Below are 20,570 nucleotides of genomic sequence, written 5' to 3'. Positions count from 1 at the left end.
TCCTAATAATGACTCTTAAAATATTATAATAAAGACACTATTGGGGTAAAAACCATCCGTCTTGACTATACCATGCTTAAAGGTGATAACTCCAACTTGTTACACTGAAGTGAACAAAAAACAGCCGGATTGACTATTTAACCCTCAAACACCCGATATACGGTAAATTTATTTACATATATAGCTAATATTTAATAACAATTCATTAAATCAATAATAATTACCTAATGCTATTTCGAACGTTTTGCCATATATTATAACCATTACTAATAATTATTATTTTGTACGGAACTATTTATGTATTTTTATGCTGCACGCCAACCTATTTTAGACCGCGAAAAGGAGCTTGTTGGATACGAGTTATTATTTCGTGATGGCGTTGATAATGTATTTCCAGACATAGACGGTGACGAAGCAACAACGAAGCTAATCGAAGGGAGTCAGTTTAATTTTGGCTTAGAAGATTTAACTGGCAACAAACCCGCCTATATTAACTTTACCCTAGAAACCTTACTTAAAGGTTACCCTACTATGTTAGGGAAAGAGACGGTCGTTGTAGAAATCCTTGAAACAGTGCAACCAGGTAAGCGCTTACTGGCTATTGTTAAAGATTTAAAAGAAAAAGGCTACACCCTAGCGCTTGATGATTACATTCACCAACCAGTATGGCGCCATTTTTACCCATTTATCGATATTATAAAAATAGACTTTTTAACTACTGATGAAAGTGCAATAAAAACCATAATTAACGATATTAAAGCCTATCCACACGTCAAGCTTTTAGCTGAAAAAGTAGAAACCTATGAAGCTTATAATTTAGCTCTTGAGCTTGGGTTTGAATATTTTCAGGGGTTCTTTTTTTCAAAGCCTGAAATGGTACAAAGTAAAGCACTGCCGCCATCAGAAATGGCATTAGCAGAGCTGCTTTACGAAACCTCATCTGTTGAAATGGATCTTAAAAAGATAACCGATGTGTTTGAACGTGACGTAAATCTATCATACAAGTTATTGCGTTATTCAAACTCAGCTGCGTTTGCGCGCAGAGCCGAAATAAACACAATCAAACAAGCACTCATCGTCCTTGGCGCTAACGAAATTAAAAAGCTGTTATCTTTGTTATTTGCAGCGCAAGTTTCTGCCGATAAACCTGTTGAGCTAATTAGGCTTTCGCTAACACGTGCACGATTTGGCGAACTACTTGCTATTTCACACGGGCAGTTTAAAGATACCGGCATGGCCTTTTTAACTGGCATGATGTCGCTTATGGACGCTATTTTAGATGAAACCATGGAAAGCGTTATGCAAAAGCTCCCGCTGTCTGCAGAGATAAAAGCTGCGCTATTGAATGACGAAGGCCTGCTTGCTCAGTATCTAAACTTGGTTAAGTTTTATGAGCACGCAGATTGGGAAGCCGCCAACGAAATTGCTAAACAGTTAAACTTAGGAGAAGAAGTTACCAATGCATACCATGACGCCTTAACGTGGGTTAATGAGCAAATGCAGCTGATGGTTAAAGAATAATAAACATTAGGGCTTATTTAAGCTCAAAATACACATAAAAAATGCCAGCAATTGCTGGCATTTTTTATAGCTGTTATTTATAAGCTTTCTAAGAAGTCTTCATCAAAGTCTTCAGGCTCTTCTTTGATTGGTGGGTTGCCGTCGTATAGCTCATAAAGCTGACGCTGAAAGTATATGTCTTTAACAAACAAATACGGGTCAAGAGAGTCATTAAGTAGGCCTTCTTGCGGGATAAGTGAAGCACGAGCTTCAACCGCTTTAAGCGCAAAAACTAAAATAGTTTGAGGCGTAGTCAGAGCGATTTCTGGTAACACAAAGTTATCAACGACATCGCCTGTTAAGTTACGCGCTGTAGTTGGTCCCATTGCCGGCAGCATAATATATGCGCCATCGCCAACGCCCCACACGCCCAATGTTTGGCCAAAGTCTTCATCTACCAGCTCAAGTCCAAGTGAACTTGCAACATCAAAAATACCAAACACACCTACCGTAGAGTTAACTAAAAAACGCGCTAAACTCACGCCTGCGTTGCCCGCTTTACCTTGTAGCCCTGCGTTTATCATATCAACAGGCGCACTAATATTATCGGTAAAGTTAACAATCCCATTGCGTACAGGTACAGGGGTCACTTCTACATACCCTACAGCCACAGGGCGTAAAATATAAGCATCAAGAATATCCATATTAAAGTCGTACAATGGACGATTAATGCTTTGTAGCGGGTCGCGCTCATCAACTTTGTTTTCTGGTACTTGTGCACATCCGGCTAGCACCAATAAACATAAAAAAGTAAAACTATGCTTTAACATCTAATGTCCTTAAGGTATTAATGTATCAATTTTAAGTTGGTAGTCACTTACGTTTTCACGTTGTAGTGTCTCAGAGTGACCCTCTAACTCACCACTACTTGGCATAACTGACTCATCGATTGAGATCCGCGCTGTGATCACAATATCTTTAGCACTTGATAAGTTTAACCCATCAACCATCGCATTAGCATCAGTGAGTTGCACCGTTAGCGGAAAGCTGTATTCATTTAGTTTAACAACCGCTAATGGCATAGGAGAGCCTTGAGCAGCCTTGGCAAAAATAAATAAAGTCCCCTGCTGTGGCTGCTTATCGAAAAGCTCATTCGCTAAGCTCACCGTAACACTAATAGCACTATTAGCAGAGACCGGCATTACAGAGCCCTCATTTTGCATTTGTTGCTCTATATCGGAAATACGCTGCGCTATCATTGAATAACGCGTATCGCTTTTATCCATGCTTGCCAGTAATACTTCAAACGCCGCTTTGGCTTGCGGCCAGTCCTTGCGCTCATAGGCAATAAGCGCTAATAAAGAAATAGCATCAAGGTTTGTTGGTTCAACCTTTAGCACTTTAGATAGCATACCCGCTGCACGCGTCATGTTCTCTTCACTGCCTTCAAGCAGTAAAACTTGGCTGTAGCTAATGAGTACTTGCATGTTGTCTGGGTTCATTCGAAGGGCTTTATCAAACGATTGCTGCGCCATATCAAATTCGTTTAACGACATAGCCACACGTCCAAGCAGCATCCACGCAACTTCGTCATCGCCTGACTCACTAAGCTTAGTGCGCAGCGCTAGAGCAAACGCTTGCAACTCGTTTTGAGTTAGAGGCTCACCTTTTTGCATTACCGCACGCTCGCCATAATCTGCAAGGTTATCCATTGCATCATACCACGCTGCTATTTGCTGCTGGCTCCCTGTAAAGGTGTAAAAAACACCGGTGAGGGCTAATAAAAATGCTGCGCCTGTTAAAGCAAAAATACGGTTATTACCTTTGCTATTAAGCGATTTTTCTGGTGAAAGCTCGTTCAATAAACGACGTTTTAGCTCAATAACCGATTCACTGTGGCTTTGCGCATCAATACGTTGATTTTCTAAGTCGTTTTGCAGCTCAACTAAACGCTGCTCGTAAATGCTGATCAATTCTGCATTAGCATTGTGAGTAATGGTTTGCACGCGCTCTTTTTTTAAAAAAGGCAACATAATAAAAGCCAGTGCAATTAGTGTGAGTAAAGTAAAACACGCCCACATTAAAATCATTAATTTTGCTCCTGACGTTTATTTTCTGCAATTAACTTAGCAAGTTTTGCTTCATCATCGCTGTTCCAGGTTTGCTTAACTGACGCCTTACGCTGGCGAATTACAATAAAACCAAAACCCAAAATAACAATAAGTACAGGTAAAACCCAAAGTACTAATGTGGCTGGTGTTACAGGCGGATCGTAATGAACAAAATAACCGTATCTGTCTATCATGTAATCGATTACTTCGTCTTTTGTTTTACCTTCTTTTACCAACGCGAGTACCTTGTCGCGTAAATCTTTTGCAACAATGGCATCAGAGTCTGCAATATTTTGGTTTTGACATTTAGGGCACCTGAGCTCTTTGGTTAACTCTTCAAAGCGCACAGCTTGTTGGTTATTGTCAAACTGGTAGCGATCTTGCTCGGCATACACTGCCATACTTATAAAAAAGCTCAGGGTTAATAAAAACACTCGCATTAATTTAGCTCCTGCATAACAGGGGCAAATTTAGCACGCCATACGCGCGGGTTTAGATCCCCTGTATGGTGTAATAAAATTTTACCCGTTTTATCCACTAAAAATGTTTCAGGGGCACCTGATACACCTAAATCAAGTGACAAGGTACGGTGCAAGTCTAAAATATTAAACTGGTATGGGTCGCCAGCACGGCTGAGCATATCACTCACATCGGTACGCAAAGCTTGCATATCAAATGGACCATCAAAATCGGCATCGTAGCCTTGTACATAGTACAAACCAATAATTTTTACGCCTTGCTCACGCAGCTTGGTTAAATACCCAAGTTCAACTAAACATGTAGGGCACCAAGTCCCCCATACATTAAGTAAATAAACTTCGCCTTTTAGGCTTTCATCTGTCCAGCGCTTATCATCTTGCATTAAATCAGGCAGGTTAAACGCAGGCATCGTTTGGCCTAGTCGACCGGTTTGAATTTCACGCGGGTTGGCAAACAAACCTTGATACAAAAATACACATAAAAATATAAATATTAATAACGGTGCTAAAGCTAAAATTTTACGGTTCATTACGCATTCTCCAACGCTTTTTTGCGTGTACTTGCTGATGTACGGTAGCGTTTATCAAATAAAATCATAAACCCTGCAAGCGATATAAGTACACCGCCTATCCACATCCAACGCACGAACGGTTTGTGATAAATACGCAGTGACCATGCCCCTTTACTTAATTGCTCACCGAGCGCTAAATATAGGTCGCGAGTAAAGCCGGCATCAATTGCCGCTTCGGTCATAAATTGCATACCAATATCGTATTTGCGTTTTTCTGCATGTAACTCAGTCACTAGCTTATCGTTATTGAATACCGACACTACACCAGCATGCCCACTGTAGTTAGGGCCGCGTATTGATTTAACGCCATCAAATCGGTATTCGTATTGGTTAAGCGTGACAATATCGCCTTGCTTCATAGAAACATCACGCTCCACCGAGTACGCCGAAGTAAGTGTTACGCCAGCAATAACAAATGCTAAACCAACGTGACCTAGCACCATAGCCCAGTAGCTAATGCCTAAACGTTTAATGCCTTCTTTTAGCGTCCCGTGAACCGACGCCTTGGCGTATAAATCTATGGCAGTAGAGACTGCAACCCATACACCTAATGTGGTGGCTAATAATGTAAGTGGTTTTACGACATCGTAGCTTGAGAACAACCACGCACAGGTAATAACAACACTTATTAACACACCTATTAATACTTTATTTTGTAGTACAGCCCACTTGTTTTGTTTCCAACGAAGAAAAGGCCCTATTCCCATTAATATGGCAAATGGTACTAATAAAATGGCAAACATTTTATTAAAGAACGGTTCGCCAATAGAAATACTGCCTAGGCCCATTTCTTTATGCACCATAGGTAACAAAGTACCTAAAAGAACAATTAATGTGGCTACCACTAAAAAGATGTTGTTAAGCCATAAGGCCACTTCGCGTGATACAAACTTGTAACGGCCTTCGCTTTTAACTTGTGATACGCGCAGCGCATACAACGATAAACCGCCGCCAACAACAATGCCTAAAAAGGCTAGAATAAATAAACCTCTATCGGGGTCAGTGGCAAATGCATGCACCGATACAATAATACCTGAGCGAACAATAAAGGTGCCTAATAAGCTTAGGGAGAATGCAGCGATGGCAAGCAGCACAGTCCACGATTTAAATACACCGCGCTTTTCTGTCACGCTCAAAGAGTGCAATAAAGCCGTAGCGACTAGCCAGGGCATAAGCGATGCGTTTTCTACCGGATCCCAAAACCACCAGCCACCCCAGCCAAGCTCAGAGTAAGCCCACCAGCTGCCTATGGTTATTCCTAAACTTAAAAAGCCCCAAGCAGTCATCGTCCATGGGCGAGACCATTTAGCCCAGGTGTTATCAAGTTTACCTGTTAAAAGTGCTGCAATAGCAAATGAAAACGCAACCGATAACCCCACATATCCCATATACAGTAATGGCGGATGAATGATCATACCTGGGTCTTGTAGTAGCGGATTTAAATCACGCCCTTCAACAGGGAAATACGGCAGTAAGCGTTCAAACGGGCTTGAAAGCAGTAGTGTGTACATCATAAAACCGACACCTAAAAAGCCAAGCACACCTAAAACACGTGCACGCAACACCCAAGGTAGCGATTTAGAACGCATAGCAACCACGGCGGTCCACCCTGCTTGCATTACAAGCCACAGTAAAATAGCGCCTTCGTGCCCACCCCACGTAGAGGTAATTTTATAATACCAAGGCAACGTACTACTTGAATGGTACGCCACATAAGATACCGTAAAGTCATCTGTTAAGCTGGCATAGATAAGCGCAGCAAACGAGAGAAGTACAAAAGCAAATTGCCCAACGGCTAAAGACGGGGCCGCACGCATTAAACGAAGATTACCGGTATGCGCGCCCCACAGCGGAAAAATACACAGTAAAACGCTTAGCACCATGGCAAGCGTTAAAGAAAAATAACCAAGTTCTGGGATCATATTAGCTACCGCTATCTAGGTTGTATTTTGGTTTTTCGTGTTTAATTCCTTTTACGGCTTCTGCTACTTCTGCTGGCATGTATTCTTCATCATGCTTAGCCAGTACTTCAAAAGCTTCAATCACGTTTGGTTCTACAAGCACACCTTGCGCTACAATACCTTGGCCTTCGCGAAATAAGTCAGGCAAAATGCCTTGGTATTTAATTGTTACCAATGGCCCGGTATCAATCAATTTAAAGCTGACTTGTAAACTTTGTTCGTTACGAATGACAGAACCCGGCACAACCATACCGCCAATACGCAACTTTTGCCCTATTTGCGGTTTTTCTTTATCTGGGCCTTTGCCGTCTATTAGCTCGCTTGGTGTATAAAATAAGTTTATGTTTTCTTGTAGCGCATAAAGCACTAGGCCTACAGAGGCACCAATACCAAACAGTACTGCAATAATTACCAATAGGCGTTTTTTACGTCTTGGGTTCATGAGATTTGTTCCTGCTTCGCTTTTTTAATTCGCGCTTCGCGCGCAACTTGCTGCTCTACTGAGGCCATAATACGTTTTGTATCACGTAAAGAGCTAAATAAAATGCCCAACAAAATTAAGGCGCATGTACCAAATGAAAGCCACACGTAAAACCCGTAGCCTCCCATTGCAATAAAATCAGAAAAAGAGTCAAACTGCATAATTTACCCCTTACTTAACAAGGCTCGAACCCAAGGTCGATGCTTTTCACGTTGTAATATTTCATTTTTAAGGCGAATTAACGTTACAGTGCCCACAAACGCTGCAAACGCTAAAATATTTACCATAAGCGGCCAAAACATACTTGGGTCAATGGCTTTTGTATCAAGCTTTGTGATTGTTGCGCCTTGGTGCAGAGTGTTCCACCACTCTACGGAGTAGTGAATAACAGGTAAATTAATTACCCCTACAATGGCTAAAATAGACGCTGCGCGCCCTGCTGATTTTTTATCTTCAAAGGCATGGTAAAGCGACAGCACGCCTAAGTATAAAAACAATAAAATAAGTTCAGAGGTTAAACGTGCATCCCATACCCACCAAGCACCCCACATAGGTTTACCCCATGCAGCGCCGGTAATTAAGGCAATAGCTGTAACACAAGCTCCCACCGGGGCAATAGCAATTACAGCAAGTTCAGCGTTACGTAATTGCCACACTAAAGCGACAATAGCTGCTATAGCCATAGAAGAGTATGCGCCCATAGACAAAATAGCCGATGGAACATGAATGAAAATAATACGGTAGCTGTCTTTTTGTTGATAATCAGCCGGTGCAAAACCTAAGCCCCAAATCCAACCAACAAGCATACTTATAACCGTAACAACGGCAAAATAAGGCAGTAACGTATTACATAATTGATATGCGCGCTCTGCTTTTGCGTAGGGATGTAACCACTTCCACATATTAACTTACACTCACTTTTAATGCTGACGATATGGCGATGGGTGCGCACATAATAGCAACTACTAACATGGCCCCAAGAATGGCAAGCTGCCCGCTATAATCCAGCGACATAGTACTGGTATCAATGGCTGACGTTGCAAAAATTAAAACAGGAATATACAAAGGCAACACTAATAGGCTCATTAAAATGCCGCCTTTTTGTAATCCCACAGTAAGGCCAGCCCCAATTGCACCAATAAAGCTTAATAATGGCGTGCCTAATAATAATGTTAATACGGTCGCTAACAGCGCAGAGCTCTCTAAATTAAGCAATAAAGCAAATAACGGTGTCATTAATACTAATGGTAAACCGGTAACAACCCAATGCGCCGCGACTTTAGCCAACACGGTGAGTGATAGCGGGTACGATGAAGCAATTAACTGCTCTAACGAGCCATCGTTATAGTCGTCTCTGAATAATTTATCGAGTCCAAGCATGGTAGAGAGCAAAGCTGCTACCCAAATAATACCTGGCGCCATTCTGTTTAATAGACCGGGCTCTGGGCCAATTGCTAACGGAAATAAAGAAATAACAATGAGAAAAAACAAGATAGGATTGATAATTTCAGCACGCTGGCGAAACGCAAGCTTTACATCTTTACTAAATACCGCACTAAACAGCAGCCAATATGAATGTTGACGAGTCATCAGTAACGATACTCCAAGGTCACCGTTTGTAGGTTTTCAAACTGTGTTGTTAAATCTTGATGGGTTGTTAGTAAAATAGCGCCACCACTTTTTAAGTGCTCAGAAAAACGTTTTTGTAAAAAAGCAACGCCATTTTTATCAAGTGCAGTAAAGGGTTCATCAAGCACCCATAGTTTTGCATCGCTTAACCATAATCGCACTAAAGCGACACGACGCTGCTGCCCTGCAGAGAGCATCCTTACCGGCACATCTTCAAGGCCCACTAAGCCAAGCTTAGCTAAAATTGGATATAAGTCGGGCTCATTTGTATAGCCGTTAATGTGTAACCAATGGCGTACGTTTTCCAGTGCGCTGAGCTGCACATTGACACCGGTTTTATGGCCTATAAATAGCAGGTCTGTGGCGTACTCTTCATAATGCTTGGTAATAGCTTGCTGGTTATAAAAAATAGCGCCTTCATCAGGCACACTAAAGCCTGCGACAATACGCAATAATGATGTTTTGCCAGCCCCGTTAGGACCTGCTAATTGCATGATTTGACCGCTATTTAGGCTAAAATTAAGATCCGCAAACAAACAACGTTCTTGCTTGATGCAGGTGACGGACTTAATGTGTAACAAGATGACGTTTCTCTATGCCAAAAATTAGGCGTTAGTCTACCATAATGATAGGGTAATACGAATATTGCTTTAAAATCGATTCACGAAAATTAGCGAAAACTTGATTTAAAATAATGAATAATCCAACGCAAATCACATTATCTAATTCATTGGTTAATAACCAAAGCGCCCCGAGCACTTCGCACGAATTAGTACAATTACCCGAGCAGGTACTTGCGGCTAAAAAGATTCAGTTTTCAAAAGGCTCAATTACACTCGATGTTTTAATAGATAAACACTGGCAAACTCTACGCTTAGGCATAACGCATGCCCCACAAAATACAGACAAAATAGCAAGTGCTAACATACAGCTCAGCGCTGATGGAAAGCAGCTAAGTATTACTCCCAACAATACCAATATTACACTTAACAACGCATCACAACTGCAGCGTTTTTTAAATTATGTTAGTACCGGTAGTGAAATACAAAGTAAACCTTTGCCAGTCAATGTACAGCTTTCGCCGTCACCGCAGCTTTTGATACCTAGCCTTAATGCCAGTATTGCAATTAACAAAGAAACCGCACAGCTGTTAAATACCGAGCAGCTATTACAGGTACTTATTAATACAACCAATAAAGGCGCACAAATAAATGTTATTAACCGCTTTGCTGACACCGTCCATACTCAAACTCTCAGCCAGCATAAAATTTCGCAGCTATTAACTAACTTACTGCCCAGCGCGCAACTACAAGCAACGCCTAAATTAGCTATTATTTCGCACCCTCAGCATAGCGGCTCNCCCCGGTAACCAATAAACAGCTTAGTGAATTGCCTAGCAAGCCCGTGGCAGTAAATATTACTAATCAAGCAGATAAGCTGCTCATTAAAACTAACTTACCTAAAATGCAGGTCGCACTTAATAACTCATTTAGTAAACCCTTTACCGACTTGGTTTTATCACTGCAGCAAAATGCAACCAGCCCCCCCGCTGATAAAACAAGCCCGCAGTTAAGTGCACAAAGCCCTATAAAGTCATGGTTACAAAGTAGCTTTAGCGATTTAAAAACGCGAATTAACGATGCCGTTAAATACTTTGAAAACAAACCCTTTGCGAGTAAAACGTCACCTTTGCAGGCTCAACAAGCTAAGCTTGATGTAAATAAAACGCCGACACCAATAAACACGCTAACAAACCCTAATTTAAGCAAGCTAAATATAACCGCAGAAGTTGCTAATCATTCTTTTACTCCTAACAGCCTTTTAGCTAAACACTTTGCGCAGCTGCCTCCTTTAGTGCAAATAACCCAGCAATTAAAAGCGAGTGTGTCGTTATGGCAATCAGCAAACAACACAGCTCAGCCCCAAGCAGTGAGCGCCCAACCAACAAATGTAAGTACGCAAGGCAACGCTTCTGCGCCGCTGAGTTTAAAAACACTACATGCCACAACTTCACAGGTAAATACTCCCAATCAACCCAGTTTGTCTCACTCGCTTTTTAACACAGCTGTAAGTCAGCAGTTACAACCAACAGAAGCTAAACTTTTAACCTCGCTTTTAAATTTGCCAACAGAGAGTGAGCGCCCAAATAGTGCTTCCAACCCTAAGACATTGTTGAGTAGCCAAATTACTGACATAGCAAGTAAAGCTACACAAAATACACCTGATCTTACGCGTTTAGTGAATCAAGCTTTTAATAGAATGGTCTCCAGTACTAATGTGCACCCAGCCACCATACAACGAGAGCTTTTAAGTACCTTACAACCGCTTACTACGCCAAACGACACACTACAAAGTAGCTTTACAAAAGGGCTTGAGCAACTTGCGGTTACTATTTTAGCGGCGCCAATAATAAGCCAACCAAGTACTTCGCTAACGTTTAATAACCACACAGGCGTGGATGCCCTACTTAATGTGCTTTTACCTACTTTTAAAGTAGGTAATGGCGCGGAAAAACTATTAGAGCAACTTCAACTAACACAAATACAAGAGCTTGCCCCAGAGCTGCTACAAGTTAAAAATACCCTTAGCCAAGTACAAGTAACTACGCCAAACCAACAAAGCGACACAAACCCGCTAGCACAGTTTTTATTTCCGATGAAACTTCCGCCTGAAGCGGGACAAACAGAGATAACCTTAGGGCAATATAAAAAAGCCAGTGTAGATAAAACCGAAAAAAACGTGTGGTTTGTTAGATTAAATTTTGATTATGCACAGCAAGGGCAATTACAAATAGTGGCTGAGCTTATGGACAAAGCGCTCGATTGCCAGCTGCTTGCCTCTAGCCAAGAAGTAAGTGCAATTGCACACCCTCACTTAGATAGCCTCAGGGCTAAATTAGCTCAGCATGGCTTGCAAGTAGGCGAGCTAAACTTAAAACGCGCAGATGCTAGTCATCAAGCGTTTTATCAATCGCATGCCATTATAAATATTAAGGTTTAACATGACTGACACCTCTAATTTAGCAGCAAATAATAAATCTGCGATTGGCCTGTTGTATGAAGCAGGAAGTACCCCCGCGGTAAGTGTAAAAGGGTTTGGCGAGTTGGCCGATGAAATAATCGCAGCAGCAAAACAAAAAGGCATTATGATCCACCAAGATGAAGCACTTGCTAAAACACTCTCACACTTAGGATTGGGAGAGGAAATACCTAAAGAGCTTTATTATGTTATTGCTGAATTGATTGCTTTTTCGTACGTGCTTCGTGGGCAGTTCCCACCTGGCTGGCAAGACTTTCAAGGTAAGCTAAATGTAAAGGCCTAACTAGGTGGATGAATTATACCTACCCCCTTTATTAAGTATTACTGCACATTGGTATTACGTGTAGTTAAAAGCAAAAAAGACGCTAGGCGTCTTTTTGTTTATGTAACGAAAATAATAGTTCAGCCTCAGCCCTAGGAAGCTCGCACTCGCGTATCACCTCATCTAAATCTGCGCCAAGCTCAACCATTTTAACAGCACGAGAATATATTTTTGCGTCTGGGTCATCATATTTTTGGGCAGCTTGTTGTTGCATCAACTCTTGATTTTGTTGCTCAACTTCAAGTACGCGCTTACCAATACTTAAAAGCCCTGTTCTGAGCTCAGACACTTCACTGCGTAATATATGTGTTTGCTCTGAGGTATCTTTTAATTGCTGTGATACCGCATTAAGCTCCGCCGACTGTTTATTTTTTAATGCAACAATTAGCGCTAGGGATATTAAACCTATCCCTAGCGCTGCTATTGCGATACTGAGTAACAACATAATTTTAGTGGTAAAGCTTAAATATCGCTTAACTCATCCCATTCGTCATCGCTAAGTAATTTATTTAAATCGACTAAAATAAGTAATTCGTTATCGCGGTTACATACACCTTGGATAAACTTAGCGCTTTCTTCGGTACCAACATTTGGGGCGCTGTCTATTTCAGAGCTGCGTAAATACACAACTTCAGAAACACTATCAGCTAAAATACCAATTACTTGCTCTTCTGCTTCAATAATTAAAATGCGAGAGTTATCAGTTGCATCTGCAGCAGGCAAACCAAAGCGTGCACGAGTATCAATAACAGTGACTACGTTACCACGTAAATTTATAATGCCAATAACGTATGAAGGTGCTCCAGGTACTGGGGCAATTTCGGTATAACGTAAAATTTCTTGCACCTGCATTACGTTGACGCCATACGTTTCTTCTTCAAGCTTAAACGTTACCCACTGTAAAATTTCATCGTTGTTATCTGCGTTTTTATTCGCTGATAATAGTCTATCTTCGCTCATGCTGTTACCCCGTAATGGTCGTTACTACTGACGGCTATCTAAGCCTTTTTCTAATAGTGCATTTAAATTATCTACATCTATTAAAGCACACATTTTTTCTTTAATAACACCGGCAAGCCAAGGGCGTTTGCCACTGTTTTTTCGCCATTTTACATCTTCTTTACTCAATGTAATGTTATTTATTAACTTTTCAGCCAATAAACCCCAGTTGCTATCGCCTAAGGTTATTAAATACTGATAATTAAGAGACGCCTCTAACTTTTCATCGTACTTTTCAGGCATTACCCAACGGGCAGTATCAACTACGTTTAGCTTTTCATCTCTATTAAGCATAACGCCTTTAAACCACTTTGGCTTACCAAATAAATGATTTACTTCACCTAATTGATGAATTCCTCCAAGCGCTTTCAAAGGAACAGCCAATGTTAAACCAGCCACTTCAAAAAACAGAGCCTGAAATTCACCTTCAAAGTAATCTTCTTGGCTATGTAATAAAGGGGCAGGTTCTGTACTTAACTGGGTTTGCACCTCAGGTGTCTCTACTGGCTCAGGCTCAATAGGTGCCGGTGGCGAAATAGTGGCGTCAGCCTCGCTATTACTCTCTTTTACTTGCTCAGAATAAAGCTGCTCGGTTACTTTTAATTGCGCTTTGGGCTTTAAAAGTACTTCGTCGTTTTGTAAGGCACTAGGTACTTGCTCAAGTAGCTTTGCTACAGGCTCAAGGTTTTCCTCAGGTTCGTCTTCGCATAATAGCGCCCCTAAGTATTGAGTCATTACTTTTTCATTAGCAAATAATTGCTTACTCATTCATTAACCTTGTCCAATTAAATAATCTAATAACGCTTTATAAGCGTAGACCCCACGCGAACGTGGGCAAAACTCTATGGGTACCTTTTGTGCAAGGCTTGCATCTCTAAACTTTGTATCAACGGGGATCACCCCTGGCCATACTTTATCTTTATATGTATTTTGTAACGTTTTGTAGGCTTCAAGCGACGCTTTTGTGCGCTTATCATACATAGTAGGGATTATAGTATATTGGTACTGTTTCGCTTGAGAGCTTTGCATTAATTCCATAGTGCGCATCATTCTATCAAGCCCTTTGAGCGCCAAAAACTCCGTTTGCACAGGCACTAAAATACGTTCGCTGGCGGCTAATGCGTTCACCATTAAAACACCTAAAACGGGCGGGCAATCAAGCAGCGCATAATCGTAATGTTCACTAATTTTTGCAAGTGTTTTTTTTAAAATTAAGCCCATTCCCGTTTTATTGCCCATGCTTCTATCGAGGGTTGCTATAGCCATCGTCGCGGGCAATATATCCAGGTTTTCCATGGTAGAGGGGCACAATGCTTGAAGTATTTCTTCACTTTGCATTGAGGTGCCGCGGGCAAAAATATCGTACACACTGACTTCTAAATCTTCAGAATCAATACCAAAATAGTACGTTAGTGAGGCGTGAGGGTCGGTATCAATGAGTAATACGCGTTTACCTTGCAAGGCCAAAATACCAGCAAGACTGACAGCCGTTGTGGTTTTACCTACACCGCCCTTTTGATTTGCTACTGTCCAAATCTTCACATTAAGTCCTAATTACTGTTCATTGCGCGTGGTGATTCTGATGCCACCATGAGGTAAACGAATTATTTTAATAGAGTTATCATCAGAGGGAAGTTCCACCTCTGGCTCAGGCGCAGCTTGTTGCACTTGCTCATCAGGCTCAGCTTCATTTTCGGTGGTTTTTTGTACTAAGCCATACTTAGAAAGCGCAATAACAACTTTACGATTCTCTGCTCGACCCGCTGCGGTGTCGTTTTCGGCAAAAGGTGAGTATTGCCCATACCCCTCGATTGCCATTCTAGCTGGGTTAATTCCTAACGTTTCTAATTCAACTAAAATAGAGGTCGCCCGTGCAACTGACAACTCCCAGTTAGAGCGAAACATTTCATTGCGAATACTTTCGTTATCTGTGTAACCTCTTACCCTTATGTAGTTATCTACTGGGGCAATAATATCTTTTACAATTTTTACGACTTGCTTAGCTCGCGCATGGGCCACAGAGCTACCACTTGAGAACAGCATTCCTGAACTTAGCTCAATAATAAGCCAATCTTGGTTGAGCTCTAAACTTGCTTCTCCATCACGAATTTCATCAATAAGTGCTGAATGTAATTTAGTTAACAAACTATCGAGTGGTTTACCTAAATGTTTTTGTTTTATATTGCTGGTATCACTATGTCCATCTAGCAGCTCTGGGCCAGACTCCTGTTTTTGAATGCTCTCACCGTACAATAACTCTTGCTCTGGGGTAACACGGTCAGTAAGTAGCCCTTCACCAGTAACGCCCTCACCTTGTTGCGATTGCTGCCTTGCTGATTTGTCAAAAACCTGTTCTAGGGAGTCTGAGAGGATTTGAAAACTTTCTTCTTTATTTATGGCAATGGCATACATAACCACAAAAAAGGCAAACATAATGGTCATGTAATCAGCATAAGAGACTAACCAACGTTCTGTATGTTGATTTTTTTCAGCTGATTGACGTAAGCGCCGGCGTAACATAAAAGTTACTCTACCACGACATTAGGGCGCTCTGTGCGATAAGCTTCAAGCTTTAATTCTATGTTTATAGGACTTTCGCCAAGGCTTATAGCAATCACCCCTTCGGCCATCATTTCATGGTAAAGCATTTTTTGCTCTACTCGCTGCTTAAGCTTATTGGCCATAGGTAAAAATAATAAGTTAGCTAAACCCACCCCATATATTGTTGCAATAAATGCGGTGGCGACCCCTGCACCTAGCTTTTGAGGGTCGGTAATAAATGACATTGCTTGAATAAGACCAAGTACAGCCCCTAAAATACCTATAGTTGGGCTATATCCGCCCATGGCTTCGTACACTTTACTTGCTTCAAGTAAGCGGTCTCGTTCAAGCATTAAATCTATTTCTAAGGTGTCGCGTAGCTTTTGCTCCGAACACCCATCTACTAGTAAGCTAAGCCCTTTTGCTGCATAAGGATCTGGGTGACTAAGTGCCTCTTTTTCAAGCGCTAAGTACCCTTCCTGACGAGCTTTATGCGACCACGTTTTAATTTGCTCTATGGCTTGCTCAATATTGTACTGGGGTGAAAAAAATACCCAATGGCTCATGCTTAGCGTTTTTTTAAAGGTGCTTGTCGCCGTTTGCAACATAACAGCCCCTAAGGTGCCGCCAAGTACAATAATAAGTGCAGGGCCATTAAATAACGCCGTGACAACGCCCCCCTCTAAAGAGTAACCAATCGCTATAGCGCCCAGCGCAATGATTAACCCTAAAACAGAGAGCTTATCCACAACCAGTCTCTCTTTTTATTCTTGCTGCTACGTCGTTTAACGCTAAATGCTCAGAGGCAAGCCCAGCGTTGGCAATAGCTTGAGGCATACCGTATACCACACAGCTTTTTTCATCTTGCGCCCAAATTGTTGCGCCAGATTGCTTAAGCATTCGCGCGCCATCACGTCCATCAGCGCCCATGCCGGTTAAAACAATAGCAAGTACATCTCCTTGATAGCTTTTGGCAACACTTGCAAAAGTCACATCAACGCTTGGTTTGTAGCTTATACGTTCACTATTATCTTCAAATACACGCAACGTTTTGTTACCACTTCGCCCCTCTACCATCATTTGCTGTCCACCAGGTGCTAAGTAGGCTGTGCCGGCTTCTAGCCTGTCACCTTGTTGCGCTTCTTTAACGCGTATTTTGCAAAGGCTATTTAAACGTGCCGCAAACGCAGGCGTAAATGCCGCCGGCATGTGCTGAATTAACAAAATAGGGTGTGCAAAGTTAGCAGGTAATTGGGTTAATATGGTTTGTAAAGCAACTGGCCCGCCAGTTGAAGTGCCAATAGCCACTATTTGATAATGTTTACCGCTGGCACGCGTGGGCATACTGGGTGTAGTTGTTGTCTGCACTGGGGCAGCACGTTGAAAGCTTCTATCAGGTTGTTTAAGCGAAGAGCTTGTTGTGGCTAGTTTGCTTGCAGGTGGAGCAGTAGTCTTACTTGATGTTAATGGCCTAACAGGGCGTGGTGCACGCCTGCGACCAATTTCCTTCACTTTGGCTTGCAATAACTTGATTGCATCTTCGTTATTTCGTGCAATGTCTTCAAACTTTTTCGGTAAAAAGTCCATAGCTCCGGCATCAAGTGCATCTAAAGTTGCGGTTGCACCGTCGCGGGTTAATGAAGAAAACATAAGTATTGGCGTTGGGTTACTCGCCATAATTTCTTTTACTGCGCTAATACCATCAAGCACAGGCATTTCTACATCCATGGTGATCATATCTGGACGTAACTGCGCTGTTTTTTCTACGGCTTCTCTACCGTTAACAGCAAAACCTATTACTTCAATACCGCTGTCTTGTTCAAGAATTTCGCTTACTCGACGGCGAAAAAAACTGGAATCGTCAACAACTAAAACTTTTACGGCCATTGCGCTCTCTTATTAAATTTATGTGTAGGCATACACAGGTATGCCTACATTTTATCCTGCGTAATGCTTAAGCATATTAGGTACATCCAGAATCAGCGCAATACCACCGTCAGATGTAATTGTTGCACCAGCCATTCCAGGCGTACCTTGTAATAACGCATCAAGAGGCTTAATAACAACTTCTTCTTGGCCAATTAATGAATCAACCACAAAGCCAACTTGCTGAGTACCTATTTGTACAATTACCACATGACCTTGCGCTTTTCGCTGAGAACAATCAGCACCTTTAACTAGCCAATGCTCTAAGTAAAATAGCGGTATCGCTTTTTTACGAACAATAATTGTAAGCTGACCATCTACCACATTGGTTTTGGTTAAATCTAAGTGGAATATTTCACTCACACCAGCAAGTGGTAACGCAAACGTTTGCTCACCAACAATAACCATCAGCGTAGGTAAAATAGCCAGTGTTAATGGTACTTTTATCTCTAAAATAGTCCCTACGCCCAACTCTGACTGTATACTCACAGAGCCATTAAGCTGCGTAATTTTAGTTTTTACTACATCCATGCCTACGCCACGACCAGAAATATCAGATATCTCTTCTTTGGTCGAAAAGCCTGGTGCAAATATTAAGTTATACGCTTCTGTATCTGTTAAGCGACTTGCCTGATCATGATCAATAACGCCTTTACTGATCGCTATTTTTTTCAGTTTTTCTGCATCCATACCTGCACCATCATCTTTAATGGTTAACAAAATATGGTCGCCTTCTTGCGAAGCCGATAATGTAACGTTACCAGTTCTAGGCTTACCCGCAGCTTCACGCGCTGCTGGCATTTCAATTCCGTGGTCAACTGAGTTTCGTACTAAATGCACCAACGGATCGGCCAGTGCCTCAACTAAGTTTTTATCTAAATCGGTTTCTTCACCTACAAGCTGTAAATCAATTTCTTTATTTAAGCTACGGGCTAAGTCACGTACTACGCGAGGGAATCGGCCAAACACTTTTTTGATAGGCTGCATTCGCGTTTGCATTACTGCACCTTGAATATCAGCAGTGACCACATCAAGATTTGATATCGCCTTACCCATCGCTTCACTGTCTGTATTGGTCGCTAAACTGACCAACCTATTTCGTACTAATACCAACTCGCCAACCATATTCATTATTTGATCTAAACGCTTTGTATCAACACGTACTGTGGTTTCAGCAGGTGGAGGCGTAGCTTTTTTAGGTGCAGCGCTACTCGCTGGTTTTTCAACCACTTTAGGTGTAGGCGCAGCGGCTTTTGCCGCCGGAGCTTGTTTTACTGCAGGTGCTGGCGTAGGTTTTGCTGGCGTTTGTGCTACAGGTGCAGCCTTAGGTGGCTGCGGTGCAGGTGTGTCAGCTTCTTTTGATTCTGGTGCGGCACCTTTACCATGCAATTCATCAAGCAGTGCTTCAAATTCATCATCGCTGATTTCATCATCACCGCTATCATTTGTAACAGCCGCTGGTGGTGCTGTGTGTTTTACTTCTGGCTCACTGCTTGAAGTATCTCCTGCAACCGGACCAAAACTACCTACACCGTGTAATTCATCTAATAAACTGTCAAATTCATCATCGGTTATATCTGAACTTGAATCTGGCTCTGCACTTGGTTGCGACACTGGGCTTTGCCCTTTGCCGTGTAGCTCATCGAGTAAGCTTTCAAATTCATCTTCTGTAATTTCGTCAATTTGCGTGCTATCTGCTGAAGGGCTTGAACCTGCCACATCAAATAGTTCATCAAATGCAAATGGGTCTTCATCATCTGTTGCGCTAACGGGAGCTGCGGGTTCTTGTTCAACAACTTCGGGGGCTGTTTCAGTAAGCTCGTCATCCGTAGGCGGTTGACCAAGTTTGTGAAGGGTTTCTAGTAATTGAGGGTCTGCTGGGTCTGGCTGTTCGCGGTTTTGAATAGTGGCAAACATTTCATTAATGGTATCTAGTGCTTGTAAAATCACATCCATTAATTCTGAATTAACGGTTCTAACCCCTTGGCGTAAGAGATCAAATACGTTTTCAGCACCATGACAGGCATCGACAAGCTCAGTCATAGCTAAAAAGCCTGCTCCCCCTTTTACGGTATGAAAGCCCCTAAAAATAGCATTTAGTAACTCAGTATCTTCTGGGTTATTTTCTAGCTCAACTAACTGTTCAGATAAAAGCTCTAGGATTTCTCCAGCCTCTACAAGAAAGTCTTGTAAAATATCTTCATCGACTTCAAAGCTCATGCAGTTACTCTCCTCTTAGAAGCCCAAACTTGATAATAGGTCATCGACCTCGTCTTGGTCAGATACAACATCATTTCGCGACTCTTTATCAATAATAGGGCCTTCAGGACCTGCTAATGTTTGTGCGGCAACCAGTTCTTCTGTTTCTTGTTGTTCTTTACTTTCAGCAATGCTGTCATCTTGTGCAGCAAATGCTGTTAAAAGGTGGATTAAACTTTCTTCTACTTCTCTGACTAATTCAATTACACGGCGGATAACCTGGCCGGTTAAATCTTGAAAATCCTGCGCCATTAATACATTAGTCATTAACGTTTGCAACTCATCGGTTTTATGATGAGAGCTGTTCATAAACTTGTCGATGCTGTGGCATAAGGTTTTAAACTCGCCCAGCTCTATCTCGCGGTTCATAAGCCTATCCCAAGTAGGCTTAATATGTGCAATTTCATCTGCTAGCTGCTGCGCAATAGGAAGGCTTGCTTCGACCGCATCCATTGTCTTATTAGCTGCATTTTCTGTCATTTCCATGACATAGTTTAAGCGCTTTTTCGCATCCGGTATTGCATCAGTGGTTAAATCGGTTAAACGCGTATCAAGTTCAAAGCTTTTAAGGGCTTCGTGTAATTGACGTGTTAACTTACCTACTTCAGCAAAAAGCTGCGATTGCTCTTGAGAGGCAGTATCTAAAATTAATTGATCTGCTTTATCTTGCTCACCGTTTTCTAAAAAAACGACGAGCTGACGAGCTTGTTCTAAAGTAATTTGAGGCGCAGCTGGTGCTGACATAAGCCTC

The 20,570-nt window shown here is 41.9% G+C and carries 21 protein-coding genes and 1 pseudogene; 3 read left to right on the top strand and 19 right to left on the bottom strand.

Features of this window, described 5'->3' with window-relative positions:
• Positions 1-297 precede the first annotated feature (297 nt).
• A complete protein-coding gene (locus tag L650_RS0116750) occupies positions 298-1,521 on the top strand; it encodes an EAL and HDOD domain-containing protein (protein ID WP_029773822.1) in 1,224 nt (407 codons plus the stop codon).
• Positions 1,522-1,598: 77 nt separating this feature from the next.
• Here L650_RS0116750 and L650_RS0116745 read toward each other — a convergent pair whose 3' ends face one another.
• Genes L650_RS0116745 through ccmA form a run of 10 tightly spaced genes read right to left on the bottom strand, consistent with a single transcriptional unit; the run spans position 1,599 to position 9,314 of the window.
• Positions 1,599-2,330: a VacJ family lipoprotein gene (locus L650_RS0116745; RefSeq protein ID WP_004588329.1), complete on the bottom strand. Its 732-nt coding sequence runs from the start codon at positions 2,328-2,330 to the stop codon at positions 1,599-1,601.
• 9 nt (positions 2,331-2,339) lie between these two features.
• Positions 2,340-3,590 carry a c-type cytochrome biogenesis protein CcmI gene (gene ccmI / locus L650_RS0116740; protein WP_029773821.1) on the bottom strand — a complete coding sequence of 417 codons (1,251 nt, stop codon included), beginning with the start codon at positions 3,588-3,590 and terminating at the stop codon, positions 2,340-2,342.
• A complete protein-coding gene (locus L650_RS0116735; RefSeq protein ID WP_004588327.1) occupies positions 3,590-4,051 on the bottom strand; it encodes a cytochrome c-type biogenesis protein CcmH in 462 nt (153 codons plus the stop codon). The genes ccmI and L650_RS0116735 overlap by 1 nt, the downstream gene beginning before the upstream one ends.
• The gene (locus L650_RS0116730) at positions 4,051-4,620 is read right to left on the bottom strand and encodes a redoxin family protein (protein ID WP_029773820.1); all 570 of its coding nucleotides are present in this window, start codon (positions 4,618-4,620) and stop codon (positions 4,051-4,053) included. Before L650_RS0116730 ends, L650_RS0116735 begins: the two co-directional genes overlap by 1 nt.
• Entirely contained in the window at positions 4,620-6,584 is a 1,965-nt protein-coding gene (locus L650_RS0116725; RefSeq protein WP_029773819.1) for a heme lyase CcmF/NrfE family subunit, read from the bottom strand. Before L650_RS0116725 ends, L650_RS0116730 begins: the two co-directional genes overlap by 1 nt.
• A gap of 1 nt (position 6,585) precedes the next feature.
• Positions 6,586-7,065, bottom strand: a complete 480-nt coding sequence (gene ccmE / locus L650_RS0116720) for a cytochrome c maturation protein CcmE (protein ID WP_004588324.1) — start codon at positions 7,063-7,065, stop codon at positions 6,586-6,588.
• Positions 7,062-7,265 carry a heme exporter protein CcmD gene (gene ccmD, locus L650_RS0116715; RefSeq protein WP_004588323.1) on the bottom strand — a complete coding sequence of 68 codons (204 nt, stop codon included), beginning with the start codon at positions 7,263-7,265 and terminating at the stop codon, positions 7,062-7,064. The genes ccmE and ccmD overlap by 4 nt, the downstream gene beginning before the upstream one ends.
• Before the next feature lie 3 nt (positions 7,266-7,268).
• Positions 7,269-8,006 (bottom strand): heme ABC transporter permease, encoded by a 738-nt coding sequence (locus tag L650_RS0116710; RefSeq protein WP_004588322.1) that lies wholly within the window; start codon positions 8,004-8,006, stop codon positions 7,269-7,271.
• A gap of 1 nt (position 8,007) precedes the next feature.
• Positions 8,008-8,694, bottom strand: coding sequence for a heme exporter protein CcmB (gene ccmB, locus L650_RS0116705; RefSeq protein WP_004588321.1), 687 nt, complete (start codon positions 8,692-8,694; stop codon positions 8,008-8,010).
• Positions 8,694-9,314, bottom strand: a complete 621-nt coding sequence (gene ccmA / locus L650_RS0116700; RefSeq protein ID WP_128081071.1) for a cytochrome c biogenesis heme-transporting ATPase CcmA — start codon at positions 9,312-9,314, stop codon at positions 8,694-8,696. Before ccmA ends, ccmB begins: the two co-directional genes overlap by 1 nt.
• 113 nt (positions 9,315-9,427) lie before the next feature.
• Here ccmA and L650_RS0116695 point away from each other — a divergent pair.
• Both L650_RS0116695 and L650_RS0116690 read left to right on the top strand, forming a co-directional pair.
• Positions 9,428-11,733: pseudogene (locus tag L650_RS0116695) on the top strand (flagellar hook-length control protein FliK).
• Between the two features lies 1 nt (position 11,734).
• A complete protein-coding gene (locus tag L650_RS0116690; RefSeq protein ID WP_029773817.1) occupies positions 11,735-12,055 on the top strand; it encodes an EscU/YscU/HrcU family type III secretion system export apparatus switch protein in 321 nt (106 codons plus the stop codon).
• 82 nt (positions 12,056-12,137) lie between these two features.
• Here L650_RS0116690 and L650_RS0116685 read toward each other — a convergent pair whose 3' ends face one another.
• Genes L650_RS0116685 through L650_RS0116645 form a run of 9 tightly spaced genes read right to left on the bottom strand, consistent with a single transcriptional unit; the run spans position 12,138 to position 20,563 of the window.
• Positions 12,138-12,539 carry a DUF2802 domain-containing protein gene (locus tag L650_RS0116685; protein ID WP_004588317.1) on the bottom strand — a complete coding sequence of 134 codons (402 nt, stop codon included), beginning with the start codon at positions 12,537-12,539 and terminating at the stop codon, positions 12,138-12,140.
• 17 nt (positions 12,540-12,556) lie between these two features.
• Positions 12,557-13,054: a chemotaxis protein CheW gene (locus L650_RS0116680; protein ID WP_004588316.1), complete on the bottom strand. Its 498-nt coding sequence runs from the start codon at positions 13,052-13,054 to the stop codon at positions 12,557-12,559.
• Positions 13,055-13,078: 24 nt separating this feature from the next.
• On the bottom strand, positions 13,079-13,861 hold the full coding sequence (locus L650_RS0116675; protein WP_029773816.1) for a chemotaxis protein CheW: 783 nt from the start codon (positions 13,859-13,861) through the stop codon (positions 13,079-13,081).
• Between the two features lie 3 nt (positions 13,862-13,864).
• On the bottom strand, positions 13,865-14,635 hold the full coding sequence (locus L650_RS0116670) for a ParA family protein (protein WP_004588314.1): 771 nt from the start codon (positions 14,633-14,635) through the stop codon (positions 13,865-13,867).
• A gap of 12 nt (positions 14,636-14,647) precedes the next feature.
• Positions 14,648-15,613: a flagellar motor protein MotB gene (locus L650_RS0116665; protein WP_029773815.1), complete on the bottom strand. Its 966-nt coding sequence runs from the start codon at positions 15,611-15,613 to the stop codon at positions 14,648-14,650.
• A gap of 5 nt (positions 15,614-15,618) precedes the next feature.
• Positions 15,619-16,383 carry a flagellar motor protein gene (locus tag L650_RS0116660; RefSeq protein ID WP_029773814.1) on the bottom strand — a complete coding sequence of 255 codons (765 nt, stop codon included), beginning with the start codon at positions 16,381-16,383 and terminating at the stop codon, positions 15,619-15,621.
• Entirely contained in the window at positions 16,376-17,521 is a 1,146-nt protein-coding gene (locus tag L650_RS0116655; protein ID WP_029773813.1) for a chemotaxis response regulator protein-glutamate methylesterase, read from the bottom strand. Before L650_RS0116655 ends, L650_RS0116660 begins: the two co-directional genes overlap by 8 nt.
• 51 nt (positions 17,522-17,572) lie before the next feature.
• Positions 17,573-19,780, bottom strand: coding sequence for a chemotaxis protein CheA (locus L650_RS0116650; protein WP_029773812.1), 2,208 nt, complete (start codon positions 19,778-19,780; stop codon positions 17,573-17,575).
• A gap of 15 nt (positions 19,781-19,795) precedes the next feature.
• Positions 19,796-20,563 carry a protein phosphatase CheZ gene (locus L650_RS0116645; protein ID WP_004588309.1) on the bottom strand — a complete coding sequence of 256 codons (768 nt, stop codon included), beginning with the start codon at positions 20,561-20,563 and terminating at the stop codon, positions 19,796-19,798.
• Between the last annotated feature and the right edge of the window lie 7 nt (positions 20,564-20,570).

The sequence above is a fragment of the Pseudoalteromonas sp. TB51 genome (assembly GCF_000498055.1).
Lineage (GTDB): Bacteria > Pseudomonadota > Gammaproteobacteria > Enterobacterales > Alteromonadaceae > Pseudoalteromonas > Pseudoalteromonas atlantica.
This window is presented reverse-complemented; position numbering and strand designations above follow the sequence as displayed.